Annotated in this window: 22 protein-coding genes and 2 pseudogenes; 11 read left to right on the top strand and 13 right to left on the bottom strand. The window is 56.7% G+C overall.

Annotated elements, in window-relative coordinates:
- Positions 1-368: 368 nt before the first annotated feature.
- Both ACZYSM_RS27605 and ACZYSM_RS27600 read right to left on the bottom strand, forming a co-directional pair.
- Positions 369-782: pseudogene (locus ACZYSM_RS27605) on the bottom strand (tyrosine-type recombinase/integrase); the annotation flags it as partial.
- Positions 783-1,016: 234 nt separating this feature from the next.
- Positions 1,017-1,346 carry a hypothetical protein gene (locus tag ACZYSM_RS27600; RefSeq protein ID WP_489076605.1) on the bottom strand — a complete coding sequence of 110 codons (330 nt, stop codon included), beginning with the start codon at positions 1,344-1,346 and terminating at the stop codon, positions 1,017-1,019.
- Between the two features lie 386 nt (positions 1,347-1,732).
- Between ACZYSM_RS27600 and ACZYSM_RS27595 the strand changes: the two genes are divergently transcribed.
- Both ACZYSM_RS27595 and ACZYSM_RS27590 read left to right on the top strand, forming a co-directional pair.
- On the top strand, positions 1,733-2,449 hold the full coding sequence (locus ACZYSM_RS27595; protein ID WP_489076603.1) for a class I SAM-dependent methyltransferase: 717 nt from the start codon (positions 1,733-1,735) through the stop codon (positions 2,447-2,449).
- A gap of 333 nt (positions 2,450-2,782) precedes the next feature.
- Positions 2,783-3,289, top strand: a complete 507-nt coding sequence (locus ACZYSM_RS27590; protein ID WP_489076601.1) for a GrpB family protein — start codon at positions 2,783-2,785, stop codon at positions 3,287-3,289.
- Positions 3,290-3,461: 172 nt separating this feature from the next.
- Here the strand turns inward: ACZYSM_RS27590 and ACZYSM_RS27585 are convergent, their stop codons facing one another.
- From ACZYSM_RS27585 to ACZYSM_RS27570, 4 genes are all read right to left on the bottom strand, one after another.
- Positions 3,462-3,827: an avidin-fold protein gene (locus tag ACZYSM_RS27585; RefSeq protein WP_489076599.1), complete on the bottom strand. Its 366-nt coding sequence runs from the start codon at positions 3,825-3,827 to the stop codon at positions 3,462-3,464.
- A gap of 254 nt (positions 3,828-4,081) precedes the next feature.
- Positions 4,082-4,438, bottom strand: coding sequence for a hypothetical protein (locus ACZYSM_RS27580; protein ID WP_489076597.1), 357 nt, complete (start codon positions 4,436-4,438; stop codon positions 4,082-4,084).
- Positions 4,439-4,785: 347 nt separating this feature from the next.
- Positions 4,786-5,139, bottom strand: a complete 354-nt coding sequence (locus tag ACZYSM_RS27575; RefSeq protein WP_489076595.1) for a bacteriocin — start codon at positions 5,137-5,139, stop codon at positions 4,786-4,788.
- A gap of 457 nt (positions 5,140-5,596) precedes the next feature.
- Positions 5,597-5,899 (bottom strand): phytanoyl-CoA dioxygenase family protein, encoded by a 303-nt coding sequence (locus ACZYSM_RS27570; protein ID WP_489076593.1) that lies wholly within the window; start codon positions 5,897-5,899, stop codon positions 5,597-5,599.
- Between the two features lie 334 nt (positions 5,900-6,233).
- On the opposite strand from ACZYSM_RS27570, the gene ACZYSM_RS27565 reads away from it, so the two are divergent.
- Both ACZYSM_RS27565 and ACZYSM_RS27560 read left to right on the top strand, forming a co-directional pair.
- Positions 6,234-6,428 (top strand): hypothetical protein, encoded by a 195-nt coding sequence (locus ACZYSM_RS27565; RefSeq protein ID WP_489076591.1) that lies wholly within the window; start codon positions 6,234-6,236, stop codon positions 6,426-6,428.
- A 114-nt stretch (positions 6,429-6,542) separates the two neighbouring features.
- The gene (locus ACZYSM_RS27560) at positions 6,543-6,878 is read left to right on the top strand and encodes a hypothetical protein (protein WP_489076589.1); all 336 of its coding nucleotides are present in this window, start codon (positions 6,543-6,545) and stop codon (positions 6,876-6,878) included.
- 70 nt (positions 6,879-6,948) lie between these two features.
- Here ACZYSM_RS27560 and ACZYSM_RS27555 read toward each other — a convergent pair.
- The 3 genes and pseudogenes from ACZYSM_RS27555 to ACZYSM_RS27545 all read right to left on the bottom strand — a co-directional run.
- Positions 6,949-7,065, bottom strand: a pseudogene (locus tag ACZYSM_RS27555) (DinB family protein); the annotation flags it as partial.
- Between the two features lie 88 nt (positions 7,066-7,153).
- Positions 7,154-7,906 carry a carbonic anhydrase gene (locus ACZYSM_RS27550; RefSeq protein ID WP_489076587.1) on the bottom strand — a complete coding sequence of 251 codons (753 nt, stop codon included), beginning with the start codon at positions 7,904-7,906 and terminating at the stop codon, positions 7,154-7,156.
- Positions 7,907-8,059: 153 nt separating this feature from the next.
- Positions 8,060-8,758, bottom strand: coding sequence for an SOS response-associated peptidase family protein (locus ACZYSM_RS27545; protein WP_489076585.1), 699 nt, complete (start codon positions 8,756-8,758; stop codon positions 8,060-8,062).
- Between the two features lie 417 nt (positions 8,759-9,175).
- Here ACZYSM_RS27545 and ACZYSM_RS27540 point away from each other — a divergent pair, with 417 nt between their 5' ends.
- Positions 9,176-10,108, top strand: coding sequence for a LysR family transcriptional regulator (locus ACZYSM_RS27540; RefSeq protein WP_489076583.1), 933 nt, complete (start codon positions 9,176-9,178; stop codon positions 10,106-10,108).
- On the opposite strand, the gene ACZYSM_RS27535 is transcribed toward ACZYSM_RS27540, so the two are convergent.
- From ACZYSM_RS27535 to ACZYSM_RS27525, 3 genes are read right to left on the bottom strand one after another with little or no spacing between them, the layout of a single operon-like run.
- A complete protein-coding gene (locus ACZYSM_RS27535) occupies positions 10,066-10,437 on the bottom strand; it encodes a DUF485 domain-containing protein (RefSeq protein ID WP_489076581.1) in 372 nt (123 codons plus the stop codon). The genes ACZYSM_RS27540 and ACZYSM_RS27535 overlap by 43 nt on opposite strands.
- Before the next feature lie 28 nt (positions 10,438-10,465).
- Positions 10,466-12,124, bottom strand: a complete 1,659-nt coding sequence (locus ACZYSM_RS27530; RefSeq protein ID WP_489076579.1) for a sodium:solute symporter family transporter — start codon at positions 12,122-12,124, stop codon at positions 10,466-10,468.
- Positions 12,125-12,177: 53 nt separating this feature from the next.
- Positions 12,178-13,335 (bottom strand): M20 aminoacylase family protein, encoded by a 1,158-nt coding sequence (locus ACZYSM_RS27525; RefSeq protein WP_489076577.1) that lies wholly within the window; start codon positions 13,333-13,335, stop codon positions 12,178-12,180.
- Positions 13,336-13,585: 250 nt separating this feature from the next.
- Here ACZYSM_RS27525 and ACZYSM_RS27520 point away from each other — a divergent pair, with 250 nt between their 5' ends.
- From ACZYSM_RS27520 to ACZYSM_RS27500, 5 genes are all read left to right on the top strand, one after another.
- Positions 13,586-14,182, top strand: a complete 597-nt coding sequence (locus ACZYSM_RS27520) for an eCIS core domain-containing protein (RefSeq protein ID WP_489076575.1) — start codon at positions 13,586-13,588, stop codon at positions 14,180-14,182.
- A gap of 354 nt (positions 14,183-14,536) precedes the next feature.
- Positions 14,537-16,495, top strand: coding sequence for a methyl-accepting chemotaxis protein (locus ACZYSM_RS27515; protein ID WP_489076573.1), 1,959 nt, complete (start codon positions 14,537-14,539; stop codon positions 16,493-16,495).
- Positions 16,496-16,631: 136 nt separating this feature from the next.
- Positions 16,632-17,654, top strand: a complete 1,023-nt coding sequence (locus ACZYSM_RS27510; protein WP_489076607.1) for a helix-turn-helix transcriptional regulator — start codon at positions 16,632-16,634, stop codon at positions 17,652-17,654.
- Positions 17,655-17,814: 160 nt separating this feature from the next.
- Positions 17,815-19,680 (top strand): amidohydrolase, encoded by a 1,866-nt coding sequence (locus ACZYSM_RS27505; protein ID WP_489076571.1) that lies wholly within the window; start codon positions 17,815-17,817, stop codon positions 19,678-19,680.
- A gap of 34 nt (positions 19,681-19,714) precedes the next feature.
- Positions 19,715-21,148 carry a purine-cytosine permease family protein gene (locus ACZYSM_RS27500; protein ID WP_489076569.1) on the top strand — a complete coding sequence of 478 codons (1,434 nt, stop codon included), beginning with the start codon at positions 19,715-19,717 and terminating at the stop codon, positions 21,146-21,148.
- A 287-nt stretch (positions 21,149-21,435) separates the two neighbouring features.
- Here ACZYSM_RS27500 and ACZYSM_RS27495 read toward each other — a convergent pair whose 3' ends face one another.
- Positions 21,436-21,660 carry a hypothetical protein gene (locus ACZYSM_RS27495; protein ID WP_489076567.1) on the bottom strand — a complete coding sequence of 75 codons (225 nt, stop codon included), beginning with the start codon at positions 21,658-21,660 and terminating at the stop codon, positions 21,436-21,438.
- A gap of 79 nt (positions 21,661-21,739) precedes the next feature.
- Here ACZYSM_RS27495 and ACZYSM_RS27490 point away from each other — a divergent pair, with 79 nt between their 5' ends.
- Positions 21,740-22,471 carry a metallophosphoesterase gene (locus ACZYSM_RS27490; RefSeq protein WP_489076565.1) on the top strand — a complete coding sequence of 244 codons (732 nt, stop codon included), beginning with the start codon at positions 21,740-21,742 and terminating at the stop codon, positions 22,469-22,471.
- The last annotated feature ends 215 nt before the right edge of the window (positions 22,472-22,686 follow it).

Genomic DNA, 22,686 nt, shown 5'->3' with positions numbered 1-22,686 from the left:
ACGTCAAAAGACGGAAGAAGAGGCGGCATCGTGACCGATGCGGTTAGAATTTAGACCCCGCGCAATGGGGTGGAGGGATCGGTCACGTTGTTAGCGAAATGACCGGTCACGATGAGCGAAATACGCAGAATGTCCGTATGTTATTGATTTAACAAGTTTATAAGCCTGTAAGCACGGGCAATAGCCGGTCTCAGCGCTCAGCTGCTTTTGTAAGCTGGCGAGGGAGCATAGGACTTAAAATCCCCCGTTCGTAAGGACGTGCCGGTTCGATTCCGGCTTCGGCACCATATCTATCAAGGGCTTGCGTGATGTTTCTCATGCAGGCCTTTATCTTTTGCGCTCCGCAATTTTGGAGCCTGCTCCGCAACTCACTTGGTCGGGGTGACTTTTTTACCGATCCTTTTCCGGATGTAGTTCTCCGTCATCACCACTGTTGTGTGCCCAAGCTGATCCTTCGCCTGCATGATGTCGCCGCTGGATTCTGCTTTGTCTGTACCGGCCTTGGCACGGAGATCTCGCATCTGGAAATCCGCTTTATCCACTCCGGCGGCCTCGCGCGCCGCATCAAACCTCCCCCGCAACATGCTGCTGGTCATCGGCTGGCCGTTGTCCATGACAATCAGTTTGGTGGTCCGGATTCTGTGTCCTGTCTTCCTGGCAAGGATTCGATCAATTACGACCTTCAGCTCCCCGACAATCTCAATTCTTCTTTTCGCTCGTGTTTTGCCCTGCTGGACTGCAAGCGTGTCATCACGGATATCCTTTTCGTCCATTTTTAAGGTCCCTACTTCGGTGCGGAAGAATCGAACGCTCAAGATGGGAGGCATATCGGTCATGCGTCGAGCGTACGAAAATAGGTGCACAAAGCAGCTTGCTGCTAAGCAATTCGGCTGAGGGCATTAGTTGGGGTGTTACTGGGAATTCGTACAGGCGGGGGGCGCAATGGCAACCGACTGAGCCGAAAGGTCAGGCGATCGCGTTGTGCATTACGGCTTAACTGATCCAGTGCGAATCAGTCAGGAGATGGTTGGAATTTTGTCGACAAACGCAATTCGCTCACCATTGTAGAAAATTTCAACTGTTGTGTAGTGAGTCGAGTTTGGAGGCATTACTCTGGAGAGTCTGGCTTGCACGCAGCTCATTTGTTGAATCCAGTTTCCTGGTCGTTGGATCAAGTGCAGATCCAACATGAGTGATGCCGGGTTAAAACCCAGCGGGGCTTGCATGGTCAGATAGGCCTCGACTCCCGGATTTGCAACATCAACATCTCCGACGACATGAAAGTCGTCCGGTTTGGGTGACATCGTGTTCAGCCATGCATGCCAATTTTTGGAGCTAATAGTCATTTTTCTATTCCTTGAGAAATAAAGCTCGAAGCTTGAAATACTGCTGTTTCGAATGGTGCTTCGTATGCCATCGGATGCGTGGCGTAGCGCCTAATAGAAATAAGTGGATGCATGGCACCCCGAATATTTGGGGTGCGTTGGAATGTGGCCAGAGATCCTATTTTTAAAGGTGTAGACGAGTAATCGGCAACAGCTCCTTGGCCTGGACGAACGGTTGTCACTGGTCAAGAACCTTGATCAAGGTTGACTGACTTCTTCAGGGAGTGAAGCAGACGAGCGATTTTCATGTACTGCATTCCTTGTCGGAATGCAGTACATGAAATTAATGAATTTTTATTATCGGTGTGTGTCGCGTAGCTTGATTTGAGGACGAATGGAGAATCTCCTTGAAATCATCCCCTTTGAACGCAGTTGAAAAATTTGATACCTCACGAGCCAATGAATACGGACGACAGAGCCGTATCGCATTGGCTGGGTATGACGCCTGCCACGATCTTACTGCTTGCATGCTGGCGGCAAGCCTCGGTAATACCAGCTCGGCGAGAATACTGACCGTTGGCGCCGGCGGTACGGCCCAGGAGATTATTGCGATGGCAACGTTGGAGCCGAGCTGGCGCTTCACTGCCGTAGATCCATCAGAGCCGATGCTGGAGGCGGCGACGCAGCAATTGAAGGCAAATAAGTTGCTTGAAAGAACGGACATGCATCTTGGGCAAGTAGACGACCTGCCAGCAGACGAGTCATACGACGCGGGCACCTTGATCGGCGTACTCCATCATCTCGATGGAGATGACGCCAAGCGACAACTTCTGCGATCCATTCGGGCTCGTCTCAAGCCGGGTGCGCCATTAATTGTGGCGGGAAATCAATATGCTTATGCCAGCCAACCGTTACTGCTTGATGCTTGGGGGCATCGGTGGCGACAGCATGGAGCCAGCCCGGATGAAGTGAAGACCAAGCTTGGAAAAATTCTTCAAGGAGCTGACCCCCCACATTCCGAGGCTGCGGTTCAACGATTGCTGCATGACTCCGGATTCGGAGACGCTATTCGTTTCTTCAGCAGTCTTTTCTGGGGGGCCTGGTTGACGCGCAAAACGGTCTAAAAAACGGCGCATGCACTTTCACACAGCCTTCTAGTGCTGGGCATTGTTGTTTTTTGGGTTCATGCAGGAGGCAGGGGCATCCTCTGTCGCTCGTGGCTTCAATACCGCTTGATACTTTTCCAAGCGACAGGCGCTAGAAGTAGCACTGCCAGCAGAAACACCGTCTGCGAAATATAGAACGTCGTAAGCGTCCGGCCAAGACACCCCTCGGGGTGGCGAGATCAATCGAGACTTTCGAAGTCCGCCCCTAAAACACAGCTGTAGCAAGAAATTTCAATTTTTTTGAACCAAGGTTAATCTTCTACTCCTTCGACTATGACGCAAGGACAGCTGATGGCCCTCACCAGTAAAATCTCGCCCTATGATCCTCAATGGCCGCTACTTTTTATTACCGAAAAACGACGAGTAGCGAAGGGCTTTGGAGCTGAGCTGATCGAAACTCATCATGTCGGTAGTACCGCTGTTCCTGGGCTTTCCGCCAAACCAGAAATCGACATTTTGGTTGTAGTGTCGGAGCACCTAAATGAAGCGACTCGTAGCGGGCTCATGCATACATTGGGCTATGTACGGGGAACAGATCTTTCGACCGACCATCACTTTTACCGTCGCGATGTCGATGGGGTGCGAACTCATAAAATACACGTGTGCGTCGCTGGTCATGGACAGATTGCGCGAATGCTACGCTTCCGAGACCTTTTGAGAGATAACGGCAGCATCCGGCAGCAGTATCAGGATTTGAAGCTACGGCTCGAAGCCAATAACCGGGGAGGCATTGCCGAATATCTCGCGCACAAGGCACCCTACATTGATGCTTTGATGGATACGCATCTAGAGGAATAAGTACGCGTTCATAGTCCTCCATAGCTAAAAGGGTGCCCACTTATGCGGCAGCAGTTCGCTAATTTCACTCGCCCGCTGCGTCCTCACGCGCCTGCCGACGCAGCGGGCAAGTGAGATTTCAAAGTTGCTACCGCACAGATGGACGCGAGAGTAATCAAAAAATCCTTACCCGCTACGCGGCAAGCTCGACGTAGCTCGACTCCCCACCTCCAGTCGCACCCGACAACCAGCCCCATACGAAGGTCAGAGTGGTACGTCCTGCGTGATCAACGCCTACCGTGCCACGAGACCAGCCGGCAAGAATCTCACCATCCATAGTTAAGCAATGATAAAGAAGCTCAATGGTATCGGGGCCTGTCACGCGTCCGACTTGATTACCCATGCGGATCTGGCCGCCTTGGTAAGTACCCGAAATGGCATCTTCCTCGACACGGTAATGAAATACTGTGCCTGCACCGGATAGCCCGTGGGCGTTGCCCGCTACCGTAAATCGGCGATTGTTCAAACGCTCGCTGATTTGAGAAAAGGGGATTTCCATAAATGTCGCGTCCTTTAGTCGAGATGTTCCATTCCAGCCTTCGATTATCCTAAGCCATTTTGTCGCGACTGATGAAGGCACCGCTTTGGCTATCTCTGGAGCTGCAAACTCACGACGATAAAGAGCAAGATGGGTTCACCGCCCGCTTACGGCCATAACGATCGACAGCAGCGGCCGGTAGATGAGGACCCTGGTCATGGCATAGCTCCGCCATACCGCTATAGCGGCTGACTTTGAAAGGGGGGAGAGTGGTGTTACTTGAGGGGTGAGGCAGAGATTTTGGAGTAAGTGTCGATGTCAGTTGTGGCAAGAAGGCAGCGGCCATCCTTGAATTTTGCGTAGAAGGTTATTTCCCTTTCTTTATCACATAGCAACCAGCCCGCAACTAGCCCGATCGGCCCTAAAAGCAATGCTCCAGCCAGGCTCCATCGAATAACGCTTCCTTTCTTGTTTACGACTTCTTCGGTTGCTGTTTCCAAGGCTTCTAGTTTTGAAATGGGTATCGTTAATTCGCGAGAAGGTTGTAATGCGGATTTTAGAGTGAACAGCCCAGATTGAAATTCGGCATCACCTGCCAGAAAATCACCGGATATCACCGTTATTTTTGACATGGATTTTCTTCTTCTGATCTGATTTAGCCAGCTGGTTACTGGGCTCCAAAGGCCCTCGCCAGTCAATCGACTTACGACAAAAGGTGAGGCCGGTGGTCACTCCATCGACACCAGATCATGGGCATTCACAACCGTCATGTGGAGGCGTTGCGCGATGTGCCTGCATATCGACGACAATCTCAGTGGAAATGCCTTTCAGTTAAAGCGATGCAATCGCCAAAGCTTCACAGGTCTAGTGTGAGAAGGGCCGGGCGACGCTTCCCACATTAGATTTTCTTTGCATCAAGCCCGTGCCCGCTTAACTGACAGGCATTAGCCTCCGTGCCAGGGTTTCGTTAACGATAAAGTCAGTTTTTCTGACCGCCAATAGCGCCGCCAGCAGCACCACCAAGCCCTGCGCCAATGGTGGCGCCGGTGCTACCTCCAAGCTTGTTGCCAATGAGTGAGCCACCTGCTGCACCCAGGCCGCCACCAATGGCTGCCTTGGTTTTCTTGCCTTTCTTGGCTGCAACGGCACCACCTGCTGCGCCACCCAGGCCCGCGCCGACGGCTGCGCCCGTGCTGCCACCAAGCTTCTGGCCAAGAACGTTACCCAGGGCTCCGCCCAAACCACCACCGACCGCAGCCTGGGTGCCGCCTGCGGCCATAGCGCCTTGGGCAAACAGGGCGCTCAGGGCTAAGACGGAAATTGCTTTACGCATGTTGCGAACCTCGAAAAATATTGAGTGTTAATTGTCGCTGCATGGGGGCGGTTAAGTAAATCACCTTGCTTGGGGTGATGAGCCTATTTTGGAGCTCGCATGGCTCGGGAATGGACACGGCCACTTGTAGCCTCCCAAGCGTTCGCGGATACCAGCTTGCGTTATGAATTTTTATAAGTTTTTGGTCAGCGGGACGCCAGAGTCATGGTGCGCATCACCTCGAGGCCGGGGAGGGTCGATCTGGTGTTTGGCGGTCCATGGTTGGATCGCACTCGCCTGATGTTGCGTGACCGCGACGCGATGTAAACATCTTTGGCGAGCCCTGATTGAGTGACACATGAACGCTGACCGTCCAGATAGGGAGAGCTGTTCTTTACTGCAGTGCAGTAGCTCCGAGGTGGACACTCCGAACTGGACCACGATCACATCCCTCTCGGTCTCACTACGATTCGTCGTGTCACCGTGCAATACCCCGGAGTGCAAAGCCAAACACGAACCTGGTTCGACAGTGGGGCAGCAGGTTGGTCTCGCACTTTCGGGGGGCTTGGTCGGCACTGTGTGATGCAGGTGCAATCTCGGTGCCGCCATTACTCGCTGACATTGGATTCAGCGGGAGGAGGAAACGGAGAGTTCGATGGTCTGCTGATGCGAAGCAGGTATTGCTTGCGTCGCGGTGCCAGCCTACTGCGGGGCCATGTAAAGATGGTTTTCGAGTGATATTGGCAATGTGAAAAACGACCCGCTCAAGTGGACATCGCAACAGGCACGCGGCCCAATTCCACAACGCCTGAAAAAAACTAAAAAATATTCATCGGCACCCGCCTCAAACGAATTGATCAGATTTTGCTTACGTTGACCTCCTGGGTCCTATCCGCGCCAAACTTTGCGCATCCCAATCCTTGGGCTTGCAGGCAAAGGGTTGGGGAAATCTGACGGATGAAGGCAGGAGGCTACATGCTGGGCGGTGGTGAGGCGTTACTGGGGATTCGTACAGACGGAAGAAGAGAAGGGGGATGTGAAGATTTTCAGTATGGAACTTTGGAGATTACTGGAGTAAAAAATACTTTACCTGCCTCAATCCAGAGGATGTGCAAATGGTCATTACTGTCAAAGAACGCGATGAGCATCACATGTCTCATGAAGCAAATAGTGCGGGAGTCAGAATGTGGGATGTATATCAAGGAGATGTTCTTGTAGGCGTCTATCACAGCGAAGCAGATGCGTTGACGTACAAGGCTTTGCTGGAGAGCGGTCGATTGGATAGCCTCAAAACGCCTCCGAAACACTAAGGTCGACGGAATGAGCAAGCCCGGCCCCGCGCTGGGCTTTGTCGTTTCTGGAGTGGGCTTACTCAAGTGCACCAGGGCAGTGATACAGTGGCCTTTTCAGGACAAGGAAAAATCATGCGGATGTTGATTGGGGGGGTAGCGGTGATGGTGTTAGCAGGGTGCTCGTTGCCCGCATCCTTAGTGCCGGGTGAACCAAATGTCAGTGAGCACACTGCCAAGGCACCAAAAGACTATGTCATGTGCGTTCTGCCTGCCTGGCAGAAGGAGATCCCTAAAACCACTCAGTCTGTGATTACGAATGGATACAGGATCACGGCACCAAGCATTGTAACGGCCGATGAAATCCTGGACATCGTGAAGTCAAAGGATGGGAGTCGGGTATCGCTCTACCAAGGCCCGCCATGGGCTAAGTCAGGCGCTCTGAAGAAGGCAGTGAGTGATTGTTTGTAGCGGTGTTTCTGTTTGCATGTCGCTCTATGCATTTACACAACAAAGCCCAGTCCAGTGCTCGGCTCGACTGTTACGTATTGGGCTCAGACGGAATGAGGACGACCAGATCCGTATCACCTACGTCGACACCCGCTTGTGAAAGCAGGGTCGTAACCTGGCCGCGGTGATGGGTCTGATGGTTGATGAACGAGCCCCATGAAAGACAGGACAAGGAAGCATCATGCGGATTTTGATAAGGGATACATCTCACCAACAGGCGAGATGCATCTTCTGATTTAGGCGATCAGGTCTACTTTACCGCTCGCAAGGCGATAGACGCCGCCCACTATTTTCAACGTACCTTTGCTGAGCGCATCAGTCAGTAATGGTGAGGCATGTTTGAGGCTGTTAACCGAGTCTTTAACATTTTGCGCTATCGCGTTGTCGGGAAGACTCCCAGGCTCATTAAGCACCTTCTCGATAGAAGGCTTAAGTGCGTCAGTCAATTTTTGGATGTGACCAGGGAAAACGGCATGATCTTTTGTTGCCTTTATACCTGCATTGATGGCTCCGCAGTCCTCATGCCCCAGCACGAGAATCAACGGTGCGTCGAGCACTGCGACAGCGTATTCAAGGCTCGCTAAACCTTCCCCTGTGACGAAGTTGCCAGCGACGCGTATAGCGAAAAGGTCTCCTCGAGCCGTGTCAAAAGCGTACTCGGGGGCGATACGGGAGTCGGAGCAACTCAGTACCGCCACGAACGGGTTCTGGCCAGAGACCAAGGCTTCTCGCTCGGACTTGAAGTCATGCGTCTTGGAGGCACCAGTAATGTATCGTTCATTGCCCTTGATCAGCCTTTGAAGAGCCATGTCAGGACTGATTGAGTTCTGTGGTTTGGGGGGCGGGGCAGTTTTCTCGGCAGCCTGGACGATCTTGTCGGGCAGCGCACCGGCAAGCAGCAGAGCGCCTGCTCCTAGTCCAGCTAATCGAAGAAATCGACGACGACCATTCGCGTTCGGCATATGGTTTGAATCACATGATTCACACATAGTCTTGTGTACTCAGGTCATATTGGTGGGAATGACTCGCTATTGAGGGCTGGTACTTCCAGGAACCTTCAGCACTTCTCTGTTGGAGTCTAGACGGATTGTAAAACTATGGATGAGCCGTTCGGATAAGTGCTTTGACAGGTGTCGTACAGACTAATCACTGCGACTGATTGCGCTGACAGGACGAATTAGGTGAACCCCCTGGTTCATTACGTTGCCCACGGCCATATCTACCTTGAACCATTCAAAGGTCTCCAAAGGCTCACCTTGCTGCAGCACCATCTGTTCTGCGCGCCCTTTAGGTGTTGTCAGGTTGAGCCACTCCCGGGCCAGTTCCGGAGCAAGGACGACCGGTCGCCTGTCGTGGACGTCGACGATGCCGCCGGCGCTGTCTGCGGTGATGATCACGAAGCCATCATCCACCCTCGGATCTCGGCCACCGGTGGGGTATTGGCCGATGGCTGCACACAGAATCGGTGCACCGTCCCGGCGTCGGATGAGATAGGGCTGTTTCTTCGCGCCGCCTTCATAGACCCACTCGAACCAGTTGTCGATCGGTGTAATGGCGCGATGTGGCCAGATCGCCCGGAAGGAGGGACCGTGCATCAGCTTCTCGACCCTGGCGTTGATCGGCGCCAGCTTGTCGGTAGACCCATGCGGGCGCCAGCCCCAGCAGACCAGGTCGGCGTGCAGGATTTCGCCTTCGAGGTGCAAGAGGGCGACCTGGGTCGAAGGCGCGACGTTGTAGCGTTCGAGCGCCTGATCGCCGACGGTGTTGAGCAAGGCATTGGGCATGCTCAGCGCCGCAACGAAGTCATGGATCCCGCGGTACTGTGAGAGTCTTCCACACATGGCCAGTCCTCACGCAGAAGGCAAAGCTTAACTAAGTATCATCCATCAATGCCATCCATGCGTATTAATCCCACGCCAGGTCGAATGACCGCAGGCTACCCCAAGCTACCGTTGACTAAAGGCCTAAATCGACCAAAAGCAGAAACTCGAAACCCGTTGTGTAGGTCAATGCGAGTTAGTAGTAGGGATTTTGTCTAGGCAGTAGCCAACGCTGTGATGAACCGGAGGAAATGCTTGTATGACGAGCAGCGGGTCAATCAACAATACGCTCAGCAGCGGCAGTGCGGCCAAACCTTACAGAGAAGCCTCCCCAGAGATCACCTCAGCCGCGATGTCAGGTCGATATGGACGCGAGTGCGCTTTTGTAGGATCGTCCTTGGCTCTGTTTAGTAGATCCGACTGCCAAGAAAGAGAAAAATGGATACTAGGAAACTGCGTCACGTTCTTGGGCTGGTAGAGCACCTGACATTCACCCGAGCCAGTATCGAGGTCAACCTGAGTCAGCCGGCCCTGTCTCGGAGCATTCAGTCGATCGAGGCCGAACTTGGGGTTCAGTTGTTCGATCGCGGGCCCACTGGAGTTGAGCTGACACCCTACGGCGAGGTATTTACCGAGCGGGCGCGCAAGGTGCTGGCCGAGCTCAATGAGTTGCGCCGGGACATCGAGTTGGTGCGGCGCGGCGAGTATGGCGAGATTGCCCTGGGTTTCGGGCCGACGGCCGCTGCCTTGCTCAAGACGCCACTGCTGGAGCACTTTGCCCTGAATGCACCGCAGGTGCGGCTAACCGTCAAGGGCGGCACCTATGAAGAGTTGCTGAGGTTGCTGCTGGAGGAGAAAATCGACATTTTTTTCGGCGATGTGGCGCTGCTGTCCTATCGCCAGGATTTGCAGGTCGATTTGCTACCCAATTGGCGCAGCGGTTTCTTTTGCGCGGCCAACCATCCACTGGCGCAAAGAAGCCTGGTCACCCCGGCCGAGTTGTTGGATTACCCCTTGGGCTGCATCAAGTTGTCAGCATGGGCCATGGCTGACCTGGATGTGTATTTTGAGGGATCTATCGAGACGGCCATTCATTTTCAGACTGATGTGCTCGCAGACCTGGAGGCTTTGGCTCTGGCCGGGAACGCGGTGATCTTTGGCAGCCGTCCGGCTTTTTGGCAGGCATTGGACAGCGGTCAGTTACAGGAAGTCGCTTTGAGTCCGCCACTGCAACGTAGCGCGCGTTTCGGCTCGGTCAGCCTTGCAGGACGCACTTTGGCCCCCTCGGTGAAGGGGGCCAAGACGTTGGCCCATAAAGTGTTCGCAAGTTACGCCGAACTGCTGGTCGTGGCGCCCGCAGCTGACGGTTGACCAACCTGGGGGCGGCTGTCTTGTGCGTCGGCCGAGTACTGCATTTCACGCAACAGCGGATCGATGCGGCGGTTGGCGTACCAGGTGTAGAAACCGGTGACAGCGACACAGAACCAGTACAGGCCAATTCCCGCAACGATGCCGGTGGTCAGCCGCGACTCTGTCGACAGCGGCAGGGTCAGCCAGTGGGGAACAAAGGCCACCATCAGGATAAAGCCAAAGTAGGTGCCCAGGGTCAGTACGGTCAGCCCCAGGATTAACCTGAGGCGGATCTTTTTCAGGCGGGCCAGAGACGTGTCGCTTTTGGGGGCAATGAACGGGGTCGACATGGTAGGTACCTCGTTTGCAGTTTAGGGGTCAGTGAGCCACGGCGTTGCTGGCGTTGATGCCGGTCAGCGAACGGTAGTGCTGGGCATCGAACCTGGCGCGCTCGGCTTGGGCCGATGGGCTGCGGTCGGTGACCGAGGCGACCCAGGCGGCTATAAAGGCCAGGCTCATGGAGAACAGCGCGGGGTTGGAATAAGGGAAGATCGCCGTATCGTGCCCCAGTACACCCACCCAGATCGTCGGCCCCAGTATCAGCAGGCCCACCGAGGAGATCAGACCGCACAGGCAGGCGGCGATCACTCCTCGGGTGGTCAGGCCGCGCCAGTAAATCGACAGGATCAGCATCGGAAAGTTGGTGCTTGCGGCAATCGCGAACACCAGGCCGGCGAGGAAGCTGATGTTCAGATTCTGCACCAGTTGCGAGAGCAGCAGGGCAACGACGATCAGAGTGACGCAGGCTCTGCGGAAAACTTTCAGTTCCCGCTTGGGATCGTTTTCTTTCTGGCGGAACAGGTGGGTGTAGATATCGTGGCCGACCGCCGACGCACCGGAGATGGTCAGGCCAGCGACGACCGCGAGGATGGTGGCGAAGGCTACGGCGGACATCACCCCCAGAAACAGCTCGCCACCGAAGAAGGTACCCAGGTGCATAGCGGCCATGTTGTTGCCACCGATCAGGCCCTGGCCGCTGGCGTCGAGGAACTCGGGGTTACCTATGACGAAGATCGCTGCCCCCGCGCCGATCACCACCACCAGGGTGTAGAAGTAAGCAATGATGCAGGTGGCGTAGAAGGCCGACTGGCGGGCGGCGGCGCCGTTCTTCACAGTGAAAAAACGGATCAGGATATGCGGCAGGCCGACCATACCGAAGATCAGCGCGACTCCCAGAGAAATAGCATCCACCGGGTTGGCGATCAGTTTGCTGGGGGCTAATACGTCCAAGCCCTTAGGATAGGCCTGGATCACTCTGTCGAGCAGCTGGTTGCTACTGAAACCCACACTTTTCAGCACCATGAAACAGAGGAAACTGCCGATCGCAAGAATCAGCACGGCCTTTGTGATTTGCACCCAGGTAGTGGCCAACATGCCGCCGAAAAGCACATAAAACAGTACCAGAATGCCTACCATGCCCACCGAGAACAGGTAGGGCGTACCAAACAGTAGTTGGATCAGCTTGCCGGCGCCGACCATCTGCACCACCAGGTAGAACAGCACAATGACCAGGGAGTTAGCGGCGGTCAGTAGGTGCACCGGGCGCTTTTGCAGGCGGAACGAAACCACATCCGACAGGGTGTGATGGCCAAGATTGCGCAAGGGTTCGGCCACCAGAAATAGCAGGATCGGCCAGCCGACCAGGGTGCCGACCCCATAGATCAGGCTGTCATAGCCGTACAGGGCCTGCATGGCCACGGCGCCGAGAAAGGTCGACGCCGACATATAGTCGCCAGCCAAGGCAAAGCCGTTTTGCAAGGGGGTGATGCCGCCGCCGGCGGTGTAGAAGTCCGCGGTGCTGTGGTTGCGGCGGCTGGCCCAACGGGTGATGCCGAGGGTCAGGGTGATCAGCAGGAAAAACGGTACCAGGGTGTGCCAGTTGGCGGCATAGCTGCTGCCAATAGACGCACTGGCTGGGTTCGAAAGCAGCAGCAGGAACAGCAGTGAAAAACACGCTGGCAGGGTTTTGGGTTTCATGCCGGGCTCCGGACTTTGTTATTGTTATTGTTGTTGTTGTTGTTGTTGTTACGTCAGGCGCCAAGGCGCAAGCGTACTAATTGCTCGAACATGGCGACACCGATGCTCGCCACCTCATCGTTGAAGTCATAGTGTGGGTGGTGACACATGGGACCGTCCTGCCCCAGCAGGAAATGACAACCGGGACGCTCCTGGAGAAACACTGCGACGTCATCGCCGGCCATGATCGGTGCGACGTTGTCGATCAGGTTATGGGCCCCGACCACACTCTTCGCGGCGTGGATCACGTGCTGGGTATGCTCCGGACTGTTGACCACCGGTGGGGTGTTGTTGGACAGCGTCATGTCGATTTGACAATGATGACTCAGTGCCAGCCCTTGGCAGACCTCACGCATGCGCTCGATGACCTGTTGGCGAACAGGGATGGACAGGGTGCGCACGGTGCCATTGAGCTGGGCGAATTCAGGGATAACGTTGTTGGTCTCTCCAGCCTGGAAGCGGCAGACACTGATGACTGCGTTTTCTATCGGATCGACGTTGCGGCTTACGATGCTTTGCAGGGCTGTGACCAGGCTCGAGCCGATAACGATCGGGTCGACGCTTAAATGCGGCATGCCGCCGTGGCTGCCCACGCCGGTGACGCGGATCGAGAAGAAGTCCACCGAGGCCATCAGGGCGCCGGTGCGCACGCCAATAGTGCCCGCCGCCAGGGAAGGGTGATTGTGCAGGGAATAGACTTCTTCGAAAGGGAAACGCTGCAGCAAGCCATCCTCCAGCATGGCTCGACTACCCTGGATAATCTCCTCGGCGGGTTGGAATATCAGCACCACTTTGCCGCTAAAATTCCGCTTCTGGGCCAAGAGACGGGCCGTGCCCAGGAGGATGGCCGTATGACCATCGTGGCCACAGCCGTGGAATATCCCATGATGCTGGGAGCGATAAGAGGGCTGCCCTTCTTCGACGATAGGCAAGGCATCCATGTCGGCGCGAAAGGCGATACTCGGCCCAGGGCCAAGGCTGCCGTGGATCACCCCGATGACACCAGTCTGGCCAATACCGGTGTGAGTTTCGATATCCCAGGACCGCAGATGTTCGGCGACGAAGTTGGCGGTCTTGTGTTCCTTGAAGGCGATTTCCGGCTGGCTGTGAATCTGTTGGCGCCAGACGCGCATATCGGTGGCCAGGGCTTGGATTTCGGGGCAAATAGCCATGTGCATGGATCCTTTGACGTGGGGGCGGAGAGTAGAGCTTGCCAGCTCTTGCCCGCATCATGCCGGAGTGGAAATACCGTGGACCAATGCAAACTTAGGACGTAGCTATGTGCTCTTTGCATAGCCGATGTGGCCTGTCGCTTCCTGCGATTATCTTGGGGGCGCCTGGTTCGGGACTACGCTAAAGCTATGCGGGTCGTCGATCAATTGTGACCCACTGTTCGCGCTGCGTCCGTCCCTGGAGCGCCCAATGCCGCCCATCACCACGCGCCTGGTGGCGCTGTTTGTTCTTTGCCTGACTCTTGAAGTGCCAGCCCAGACCAACGGCTGCCCAGCTGGCGAGAAACAAGTGTGCCTGGACGGCTGCATCTGCCTGCCAGACCTGGGACAGATGCTCGGCCCCCTGCCTGATGGCATCTACCAGATCGCGGCACCTGCCCTGGCGCTGTGGCTGACCCAAGCCCGCGCTGAAGCAGCCAACGCCGACATCCAACCCATTCCACCGCACATCCGGGAGCAGCTGCTGCGCTGGTACGACCCCAGCGTCCTCGATACCGCACGCTACAAAGTTAGCGACAACGGCCAATTCAGCGCCGCCACTGCCATGCTGCAAAACCCCGATGTCGGTGCCGTGACGCTGATCGACATCATCCTCTTCCGGGACGCTCAAACCGCAGAACAGGACATCGCGCTCTGGGCTCATGAACTAAAGCATGTGCAGCAGTATCAGGAATGGGGGGTAGAAGGATTTGCCCAGCGGTATACACAAGATTTCAATGCTGTGGAGGCGCCGGCTTATGCCATACAGGCTGAGGTCAGACGGTCGGTGCGGGAAGGAACTTACTGAAGGGCGGCGAAGCTGCCTGTCTTACAGGCAGAAAGCAGTCGTTTTATTTGAATTGAGTCGCCCAGGTTTCAATGGCGGTGAGTGGCTGCTTCTGGCCTGGGCCGTGTAAAAAAGCATGCATCGTTTTGAAGTCTGCGTTGCTACGTAAAATCTGCCAGCGCTTGGTTAATCAGCAGACCAGAAATTTGCGTAGGAATGCGATTTTCCTCCCTCACCGTCCGGTCCGCTCTATAAGCCAGAACAGCGACTCAGAAGCCCAAGCCAACTCATTGCGTTCGATAAGTTGCACGGTTCTTGCAGAATAATTTACAAGCACCCTGAACTGTAACCCTTCTACCCGCGGAGTCGTTGAACATGCCGTTACGCTTGAAGTTAGCCCTAAGCTACCTGCTGATCGGCTTGATCCCGGTTCTGGGCATGGCCTTTACGGTCTATCAACAAGCCAGTACCGCTCTGCGCGAGCAGACGCTGAACGCCCTCGAGGCGGTTGCCCACATCAAACAGCAGCAATTGCTGGATAACTGGCAGGAACGGCGCAACCAGATCAGCACCCTGGCCAGTAACCTGGGCAACACCTACCAGGGACTGGACGACACCGCGCTGATCAGCACCGCCCACTACGACCGCCCGGTGTTTCAAAACTTTATCAGTACCTTTGGTTACCGCGAGCTGAAACTGATCATGCCCGATGGCACCGTCATGCTCAGTCTGCAGGGCGGCAGTGACGACCAGCACAACCTCAGCGAAGAAAGCCTGCGCGACACCTTGCTGGCGCGCCTGGTCAAGCAAAGCCGCGATAGCGGCAAACTGTTGATCAGCGACCTGCAGTACAACCCGCTGAGCAAGGAGCCGACCCAATATCTGGTCACCCCCGTCATGTCGAACGGCGTGCTGCAAATGACCCTGGTTCTGGAATTGCCCATTGCCCCGCTCAATAACGTGATGCAAACCCGACAGGGCTTGGGAGAAAAAGGCGAAACCTACCTGGTCGGCAGCGATGCCAGCCTGCGTTCGGACTCGGCCCGCTTCCCTGAACGCCAGGTCAACCGCAGCCTCAATGCGCAAGTCGGCCTCACGGGCAGTGCCGTCAGCAATGCCCTGGCGGGCCAACAGGGACGCATCGCCGAACCGGGGCTGGACGGCAATAGTGCGCTGAAAGTGTTTGTCCCCGTCGCCTTCGATGACAACCACTGGGCCTTGATTGCCGAAATGGATGAGTCCCAGGCGTTTGCCCCGGTGCGTCAGTTGATGTGGCAAGTCTTGCTGCTCGGCCTGCTGACCGTCGCCGCCGTTGCTATCGCCACCTGGCTGGTCAGCCGCAGCGTGATGCGCCCGCTGGGCGGCGAACCGAGCAATATGACCGTACTGGCCCGTCGCTTGGCCGCAGGCGAGCTGAACCTGCCGACCGAACAACGACAACAGGCCGGCTTGATGCTGGCCTTGCATGAAATGGCCCAGGCCTGGCGCGATGTGATTGAGCGTCTGCGCCAATCCAGCCAGGACGTCGGTCAGGCCAGCAGCAACATTTTAAGCGCCGCCGGGCAAACCAGCGAACGCCTCGACCTGCAGCAAGAGTCGCTGGAAATGGTCGTCAGCGCCGTCGAGCAAATGTCCTGCACCGTGCAAGAGATCGCCCGTAACGCCGCCGACAGTGCGCACGGCAGCACCGCCGCACGGGGTGCCTTTGGCGAGATGCAAGGCACTCTGCAACAGATGATCGGCCAGCAGGGACGCTTGCTGAACGACATCGGGCGGGCCGGCAGAGTGGTCGACAACCTGACCAGCGACGCCCTGCAAATCGGCACCGTGCTTGCGGTGATCCGCGGCATTGCCGAGCAAACCAATCTGCTGGCACTCAACGCTGCTATCGAAGCCGCGCGCGCCGGCGAACAAGGCCGTGGCTTTGCTGTGGTCGCTGACGAGGTGCGCAACCTTGCTCAACGCACCAGCAGCGCCACCGAAGAAATCGTCGCCATCACCATCACTTTGCAAGGCTCTTCCACCGAAGCCCTGCAGGCGATGCAGGCCTCGGCCGAACAAGCACATACGCTGGAACGTGAAACCCAGGTCGTGCTGACCTCGCTCAGCCAGTTGGACAACTCCCTGCAAGGCGTGCACGCCCTCGCCGTGCAGATCGCCGTCGCTGCGAACGAGCAGGCTGGAACCACGCAGGAAGTGAATCAGCACATGCACCGCCTGCACGACATGACGCGCGAAAACCGGCAGAACGCGGCGCATACCCGCAGCAGCGGCGAGCACCTGCAGCAAGTGGCCAACAACCAGCAAGCCCTGGTGCTGCGCTTTCGCCTATAGCCGCCGGCGCTGGCGCTCAGCCGGGATGCTCCTCCCGTCACAGCTGGCACATAAGCTTCCAGCGCAGGCTGGACGCGATTACCCGGCCTATGGCATGGTCGAAACGACAGGCCATGTAGCAGTTGGGATCGGAACGATGGAGGAGGGTGATGAGTTCGGCGCCAAGGCGTCGATGGCAACGCTGAAAGCGTTCAATCTTTGCGTGTTACACCTTGGTCGCCTTGCTCGAGAGCGCGGCGCATCCCAATTCATCGCAGACGGTCTGCAGGCATTTCGCCTACTGGTGCCCTTCGCTTCGGCATGGTGGGGCGAGATGTCCACGTCAGACGCCAATGCTCCCCCCAAAAGCTGGATGCACGGGCGAATCAATCTGCCCGAGTCGTTTGCCGCCGAATGGCACAAGAGTGCGGGCAGCGACAGCTTCTCCCATGACACGTTGAGCCAACCCGGTGAGGTTGTGCGCGACAGTGGGTTCACTGACCCCTGCGAGGAGGTGAACGAGTTCGCACGGCGCCACGACCTCTACCACCCGATGTGCATCACCTTTGAGTTGCCTGAAAGCGGATTGATGTTCTTCGTCTGTCTCTATCGTGGCATTCAAACACCGGCTTTCAACGACAACGAGGCCAGTTTGTTTTCGGCCTTCTGCGATCACCTGTTGCAGTTATGGCGATTTCAGGTGCAGGACATGATCCGGTTCGACACTGGCAACGGGGCGACAGACTTCGGGGTCGCACGTATGGACGGCAGTCTGCTTTACGTGGGGGCAAGGCTGTGTGCGGCCATTCAGCGCGAGTTGCCCGGGTGGAATGGTTCAGTGCTTCCCTTTGATGTGATCGCGCAACTGCAAAAGGCACCCTGCGTAATGCGCCTGGGTCGCTGTGCACTGACACTGAGTCCTAACGCAGAGCATGTCATTCTGTCACTCGAAGCGCAGTCGCGCGGGGCAGTGCTTGCGCCACGCGAGCGGACGGCAGCCATGCTGTTCGCCGCCGGCCACTCCTACAAGGAAATTGCCAAAATCCTTGCATTGAGTCCTGCGACAGTGCGCACCTATCTGCGCAACTGCTACTTGCAGCTCGGCGTCAAAAGCAAGGTAGAACTAGGTTCTGTCCTGCGTTCGCCGAGCGCCCCTGCAGTTGCTACGCGTCGCGATTAAGTCTGGCCGCCCCGGTATTTCCAATTAATTGCCTTACCCCTCCTCATTTGTAGAGGTCCATACGACTGCTGCGCTCTATAGGGTGTGCCCTGCATATCAGGGGGTTGCACGGCAGTCTGTTCGGGCCGCTTCCAAAACTATAAAAATAGAGGTGAGGCATTTGAAATTTTCCAGGTTATTTATCGCCATTACCGCGACAACGGTATTTTCTTGCATGGCGCTGGTGGGGTGTCAGACAACCGGTTCGACTCCCGCTGACATGGTGCTGCGCAACGGCTATGTCTATACAGTCGATGGTAAAAACTCCGTGCAACAGGCGATCGCCGTTGCTGGCGGCAAGATCGTCTATGTTGGTAGCGATGAAGGGGTCACCTCGTACATCGGCACGCAGACACAGCTGATCGATTTGGCGGGACGCATGTTGATGCCGGGCTTCATCGATGCCCACATGCATCCGGGGGACGGAGGCCGCGCCATGACCTTGTGCGACCTGAAATACCAGACGATGACCCGGAAGGTCTTCCAGGCGACCATCCAGGCGTGCCTGGATGCCGACAAGGACAAGGGCCCCGATGTCTGGCTCGAGGTGGGCAGCTGGGATCGCATCGGCATGACTGGACTCGATGGCGACCCCGACAAATCGACGCTGGACGCGCTCAAGACCAAGCGCCCGATTCAGGTTCGTTCCACCGACTTTCATACCGTACTGACAAATTCTCGTGGTCTGGCGCTCGCAGGCGTGAACAAGCACACGGCCAATCCAGGTGATGGCAAGTACGTCCGCGACAGCGCCGGGAATCCGACCGGCATCTGCGAGGACGGTGCTGCCGATACCATGGCCGCCGTGGTGCCGGCAGCCACCGACGCAGAGAAGCTGAACCAGACCCGCGCGGCGCTCGACGCTATGCGCCAGCAAGGTATCACCAGCTTCTTCGATGCCTTGTCGGGGCCTGAGAATGGCAAAGCTTTTACCAGCCTGCAGCAGTCGGGCGAGCTGACCGCCCGGGCCTTGTTGGCGATCAAGCTGGACCCTGCCGCCGCTGCAGCAGACCCGGTCAAGACCATCGCCGAGGCCAAGGAATTGGCCAACACCTACGACCAGGGCGAAACCAAAGCCGCGCCGGGTGTGAGCATGCGCCACGTCAAATTGTTCATGGATGGGATCATCAACGCTCCGGCTGACACCGGTGCAATGTTAACGCCGTACTTGCGCAATGCCGGAACCGAGACTGCACCCAAGTGGACGCCTGGCAAGAACCTCGGTGAGCTGTACTTCCCCCCGCAAGTACTCAATCCGCTGCTGCTGCAGGCGGTCCAGGCCGGCCTCGACCCGCACCTTCACGCGACCGGGGACCGTGCGGTGCGTGATGCACTGAACAGCATCGAATACGTGCGCCAGCAACTGCCCGGCAATGGCTTCCGTCCAGCCATCGCTCACGCCGAATCGGTGGACCCTGCCGACTATGCGCGCTTCAAGGCGCTTGACGTGACCGCCACCATGTCCTTCCAGTGGGCCCAGCAGGCACCTTCCACGGTCGACGGTACCAGCGATCATCTCGGTTCGGACCGTTTTGCACGCATGGAGCCATCGGGCAGCATCCACAACGCCGGCGGACGCGTTGCCTTCGGCAGCGACTGGCCCGTCGACCCGCTCGACGAATTCCTTGCGCTGAAGATCGGTGTCACCCGCTCAGGCGATCCGCTGAACCCACACAGCTATGGTCCCAAGAACGCGGGAAGGCTCAACGCCGACCCGACGCTGGCGCGTACTGAAGTGCTGCGCGCTATCACCGTGAACGCCGCCGAGCAGCTGCGATTGGACGCTGTCCTCGGCTCGGTCGAAGTGGGCAAGTTCGCCGACTTGATCGTATTGGACAAAAACTTCATGCAGGTGCCTGAGGATGAGTTGGCGCGAAATGACGTGCTGTTGACCGTCGTGGGCGGCAAGGTCGTGTGGGCCAAGGCGCCGTTCGGTGGTCTTGATCAGCGGCCGGTTCGAGTAGCAGTGACTGAACAACAAAAATAAAAGCACCGTCTGCCCATCAGAAGAGAAAACAGTAATGACCAAGGTCAGCGATAGTCAGCAGCGAAGTCCCCTGATCGAGACACGTTCGATCGATTTCATTCCCGAGGCCGAGCGCCATGGCAGCCTCTATAGCCAGTTCACCCTTTGGCTCGGCGCCAACTTGCAGATCACGGCGATCGTTACCGGTGCTCTGGCCGTGGTGCTGGGCGGCGATGTGTTCTGGTCACTCATTGGTTTGCTGATCGGCCAACTGCTCGGCGGTACAGTGGTTGCCCTGCACGCTGCGCAGGGCCCCAAGCTTGGGCTGCCGCAGATGATCTCCAGTCGCGTGCAGTTCGGCGTTTATGGTGCGGCCATCCCGATTATGCTGGTGTGTCTGATGTATCTCGGCTTCAGCGCCACCGGTGCGGTATTGTCGGGGCAGGCCATTGCCCAGTTGATCAATGTCAGCGACAGCGCCGGCATCCTGATTTTTGCCTCATGCATCGCGTTTCTGACCATTTTTGGTTATCGGGTCATTCACCTGATCGGAAGGATTGCCAGCGTGCTGGGCATCATTGCCTTCGTCTATCTGTTTACCCGACTGATGACGCTCAACGATATCGGCCTGTTGCTGGAAAACCGCCACTTCGGTTGGAGTTCCTTTCTGTTGGCGGTGTCCCTTTCTGCATCCTGGCAGATCGCCTTTGGCCCCTATGTGGCCGACTACTCACGCTACCTGCCGAGCAAAACTTCGTCCCGGAAGACCTTCGCTGCCGTCGGCCTGGGTACGGTGCTGGGCGCTCAGGCTTCAATGGTGCTCGGGGTGTTCGCCGCTGCCTTGGCGGGGCCGAATTTCCGTGGTCACGAGGTAGCTACCATCGTCGGGCTGGGCAGCACCGGTGTGATGGCCTCTGTGCTGTACCTGAGCGTAGTGTTTGGCAAGGTCACGGTTTCCACCCTCAACGCCTATGGCAGCTTCATGTGCGTTGCCACCATCATCAGTGGCTTTCGTAGTCGCTTAGAGATCACCACCGCGCAGCGCATGCTGTTTGTGCTGGCGATTGTCGCGGCGTCCACCACGCTAGCGCTGTTGGGTCAGTACTCGTTTCTGAACACGTTCAAGTACTTCATCCTGTTTCTGCTGACCTTCTTCACGCCTTGGAGTGCGATCAACCTGGTGGATTATTACTTCATCAACAAGGAGCGCTATGACATCCCGGCGCTGTCCGACCCGGCGGGTCGCTATGGCCGCTGGAACCTGTTGGGGATCGGCGTGTATGTCATGGGTGTGTTGATCCAACTGCCTTTTGTCGACACTCACTTCTACTCCGGACCGATGGTCACGCAGCTCGGCGGTGTTGATATTTCCTGGATTGTTGGTTTGGTGGTGCCGGGTATCCTGTATTACCTGCTGGCCAGGACATCTGCCGTTGCTGTGCTGCCAGAGCGCGGCTCGAAGGCCGGAACCAAGGGCAATTGGGTATAGCGCTTATGTCGGGGCGGAGCGGGTGGGTGTTACTCGGTGAGCGGATGCGATCTTGGTCTAGGGGGGCATCACATTCGTATTCCGCCCGCAAGCAAATGGACCCCAAGTTTGGCCTGAACAAACTTGGGGCCAGTGCTCGATTTGCGAACAGTGAGGAGAGGCAAGTTCCACCCGGTCTGATGTTGCTCGTGACTGAAGCAAAGGCTCCATTTGAACGCAGATAGCGAAGGCGTGGCACTGGAATAATGAAAATCGCCGAGCACGGGATGACTTTTCGAGCAAAACGCTCAGGGCTGATACCCGGCCCTGAGCATGCCCTTACAAACGACCCTCTTGATCGACGAGATGTATGCCTCTGCGTCGCGAAGCGCGGCGGGCGTCGTGTGGACCGAGTAATAGCCAAGGACGAGATCGTGTTTGTGTGGCGCGGCCGAACCGAGAACGAATTCGGTGTCGGTCGATGCTTCGAACTCGACCGCTTCGCTTGACGAAGCTTTGCGAAGTGTCTGCATTTTACTACCTGCGAGCACTGGGCGAGCCGCAAATTATTTAGCAGGAAAAAGGTCTACTGAAGGAGCAGGGGATCGCGAAATGAACAAGATCAAACGTTTCGAAATCAACACCTCGGGTCGCGACTTTGCCGTTGGCGACATTCACGGTTACTTCACCCGATTACAGGCTGCTCTGGATGCTGCTGGCTTCGATCCTGCGGTGGATCGCCTGTTCAGCGTGGGTGATCTGGTCGACCGCGGGCCTGAATCGCTCAACGTGGATGACTGGTTGCTGCGCAAGCCGTGGTTTCATGCCATTCGCGGCAATCATGAGCAGATGGCGATCGAGTCGTACGAAGAGGGTAAAGGCGGCACTCAATGCAGCCTTCACTTCATCAATGGTGGCGCATGGTTTTACGCTCTTTCCCGCGTCGAGCAAGGCGGCTACACAAGCATTTTCAGCGATTTGCCGCTACTGATCGAGGTCGAGACTGCTGCCGGGTTGGTGGGGCTGGTTCATGCTGATTGCCCACGCAAGAGTTGGCCCGAACTGGTCGATGCGATCGAGCGTGGCGATAGCGAATCAAATCATTTGGCCGCAATGTGCCAATGGTCGCGCCATCGTATTCAGCATCAAGACAGGTCAGTGGTTGAAGGCGTTCGGGCAGTTGTCGCCGGGCATACACCGTTGCGCCAGGTGGCAGTGCTCGGAAACGTTTATCACATCGATACCGCCGGCTGGCTGGATGGATACTTCACGCTGCTCAACCTGGCAACGCTCGAATGCACTCCATCGGTCAACCCAAAACCGCAATGGGACTGGGAGGCATGAGCAAGCCAAAGGAAATGCCTGGACACTGATAAGCCGGCAAGTGGGAAAGACCGCAAACCTGTTTTAAGGCCTCGGCATCTGCCGAAGCTTTTTTGTGTGCGCCAGGCATGGCGCGTTGCGCGCAAGCGCAACCAGTTTGGCTGTGGTGGCCACGCTGGTGACTTGGAGGTGAAAGTCCTCTACACACCCGGCAAGGGGAAGTGTTAGCCAGAGGC

The organism is Pseudomonas sp. F220 (assembly GCF_057813935.1).
The sequence above is the reverse complement of the archived record's forward strand: the minus strand, read 5'-3'. Positions and strand labels throughout refer to the sequence as shown.

Excerpts from the sequence above, each read along its gene's own strand:
- ACZYSM_RS27515 (WP_489076573.1), top strand. The coding sequence starts at position 14,537 with ATGCCGTTACGCTTGAAGTTAGCCCTAAGCTACCTGCTGATCGGCTTG.
- ACZYSM_RS27530 (WP_489076579.1), bottom strand. The coding sequence starts at position 12,124 with ATGAAACCCAAAACCCTGCCAGCGTGTTTTTCACTGCTGTTCCTGCTG.
- ACZYSM_RS27600 (WP_489076605.1), bottom strand. The coding sequence starts at position 1,346 with ATGACTATTAGCTCCAAAAATTGGCATGCATGGCTGAACACGATGTCA.
- ACZYSM_RS27500 (WP_489076569.1), top strand. The coding sequence starts at position 19,715 with ATGACCAAGGTCAGCGATAGTCAGCAGCGAAGTCCCCTGATCGAGACA.
- ACZYSM_RS27565 (WP_489076591.1), top strand. The coding sequence starts at position 6,234 with ATGGTCATTACTGTCAAAGAACGCGATGAGCATCACATGTCTCATGAA.
- ACZYSM_RS27560 (WP_489076589.1), top strand. The coding sequence starts at position 6,543 with ATGCGGATGTTGATTGGGGGGGTAGCGGTGATGGTGTTAGCAGGGTGC.
- ACZYSM_RS27520 (WP_489076575.1), top strand. The coding sequence starts at position 13,586 with ATGCCGCCCATCACCACGCGCCTGGTGGCGCTGTTTGTTCTTTGCCTG.
- ACZYSM_RS27495 (WP_489076567.1), bottom strand. The coding sequence starts at position 21,660 with ATGCAGACACTTCGCAAAGCTTCGTCAAGCGAAGCGGTCGAGTTCGAA.
- ACZYSM_RS27585 (WP_489076599.1), bottom strand. The coding sequence starts at position 3,827 with ATGGAAATCCCCTTTTCTCAAATCAGCGAGCGTTTGAACAATCGCCGA.
- ACZYSM_RS27590 (WP_489076601.1), top strand. The coding sequence starts at position 2,783 with ATGGCCCTCACCAGTAAAATCTCGCCCTATGATCCTCAATGGCCGCTA.
- ACZYSM_RS27545 (WP_489076585.1), bottom strand. The coding sequence starts at position 8,758 with ATGTGTGGAAGACTCTCACAGTACCGCGGGATCCATGACTTCGTTGCG.
- ACZYSM_RS27550 (WP_489076587.1), bottom strand. The coding sequence starts at position 7,906 with ATGTGTGAATCATGTGATTCAAACCATATGCCGAACGCGAATGGTCGT.
- ACZYSM_RS27510 (WP_489076607.1), top strand. The coding sequence starts at position 16,632 with ATGGAGGAGGGTGATGAGTTCGGCGCCAAGGCGTCGATGGCAACGCTG.
- ACZYSM_RS27490 (WP_489076565.1), top strand. The coding sequence starts at position 21,740 with ATGAACAAGATCAAACGTTTCGAAATCAACACCTCGGGTCGCGACTTT.
- ACZYSM_RS27540 (WP_489076583.1), top strand. The coding sequence starts at position 9,176 with ATGGATACTAGGAAACTGCGTCACGTTCTTGGGCTGGTAGAGCACCTG.
- ACZYSM_RS27580 (WP_489076597.1), bottom strand. The coding sequence starts at position 4,438 with ATGTCAAAAATAACGGTGATATCCGGTGATTTTCTGGCAGGTGATGCC.
- ACZYSM_RS27525 (WP_489076577.1), bottom strand. The coding sequence starts at position 13,335 with ATGGCTATTTGCCCCGAAATCCAAGCCCTGGCCACCGATATGCGCGTC.
- ACZYSM_RS27535 (WP_489076581.1), bottom strand. The coding sequence starts at position 10,437 with ATGTCGACCCCGTTCATTGCCCCCAAAAGCGACACGTCTCTGGCCCGC.
- ACZYSM_RS27575 (WP_489076595.1), bottom strand. The coding sequence starts at position 5,139 with ATGCGTAAAGCAATTTCCGTCTTAGCCCTGAGCGCCCTGTTTGCCCAA.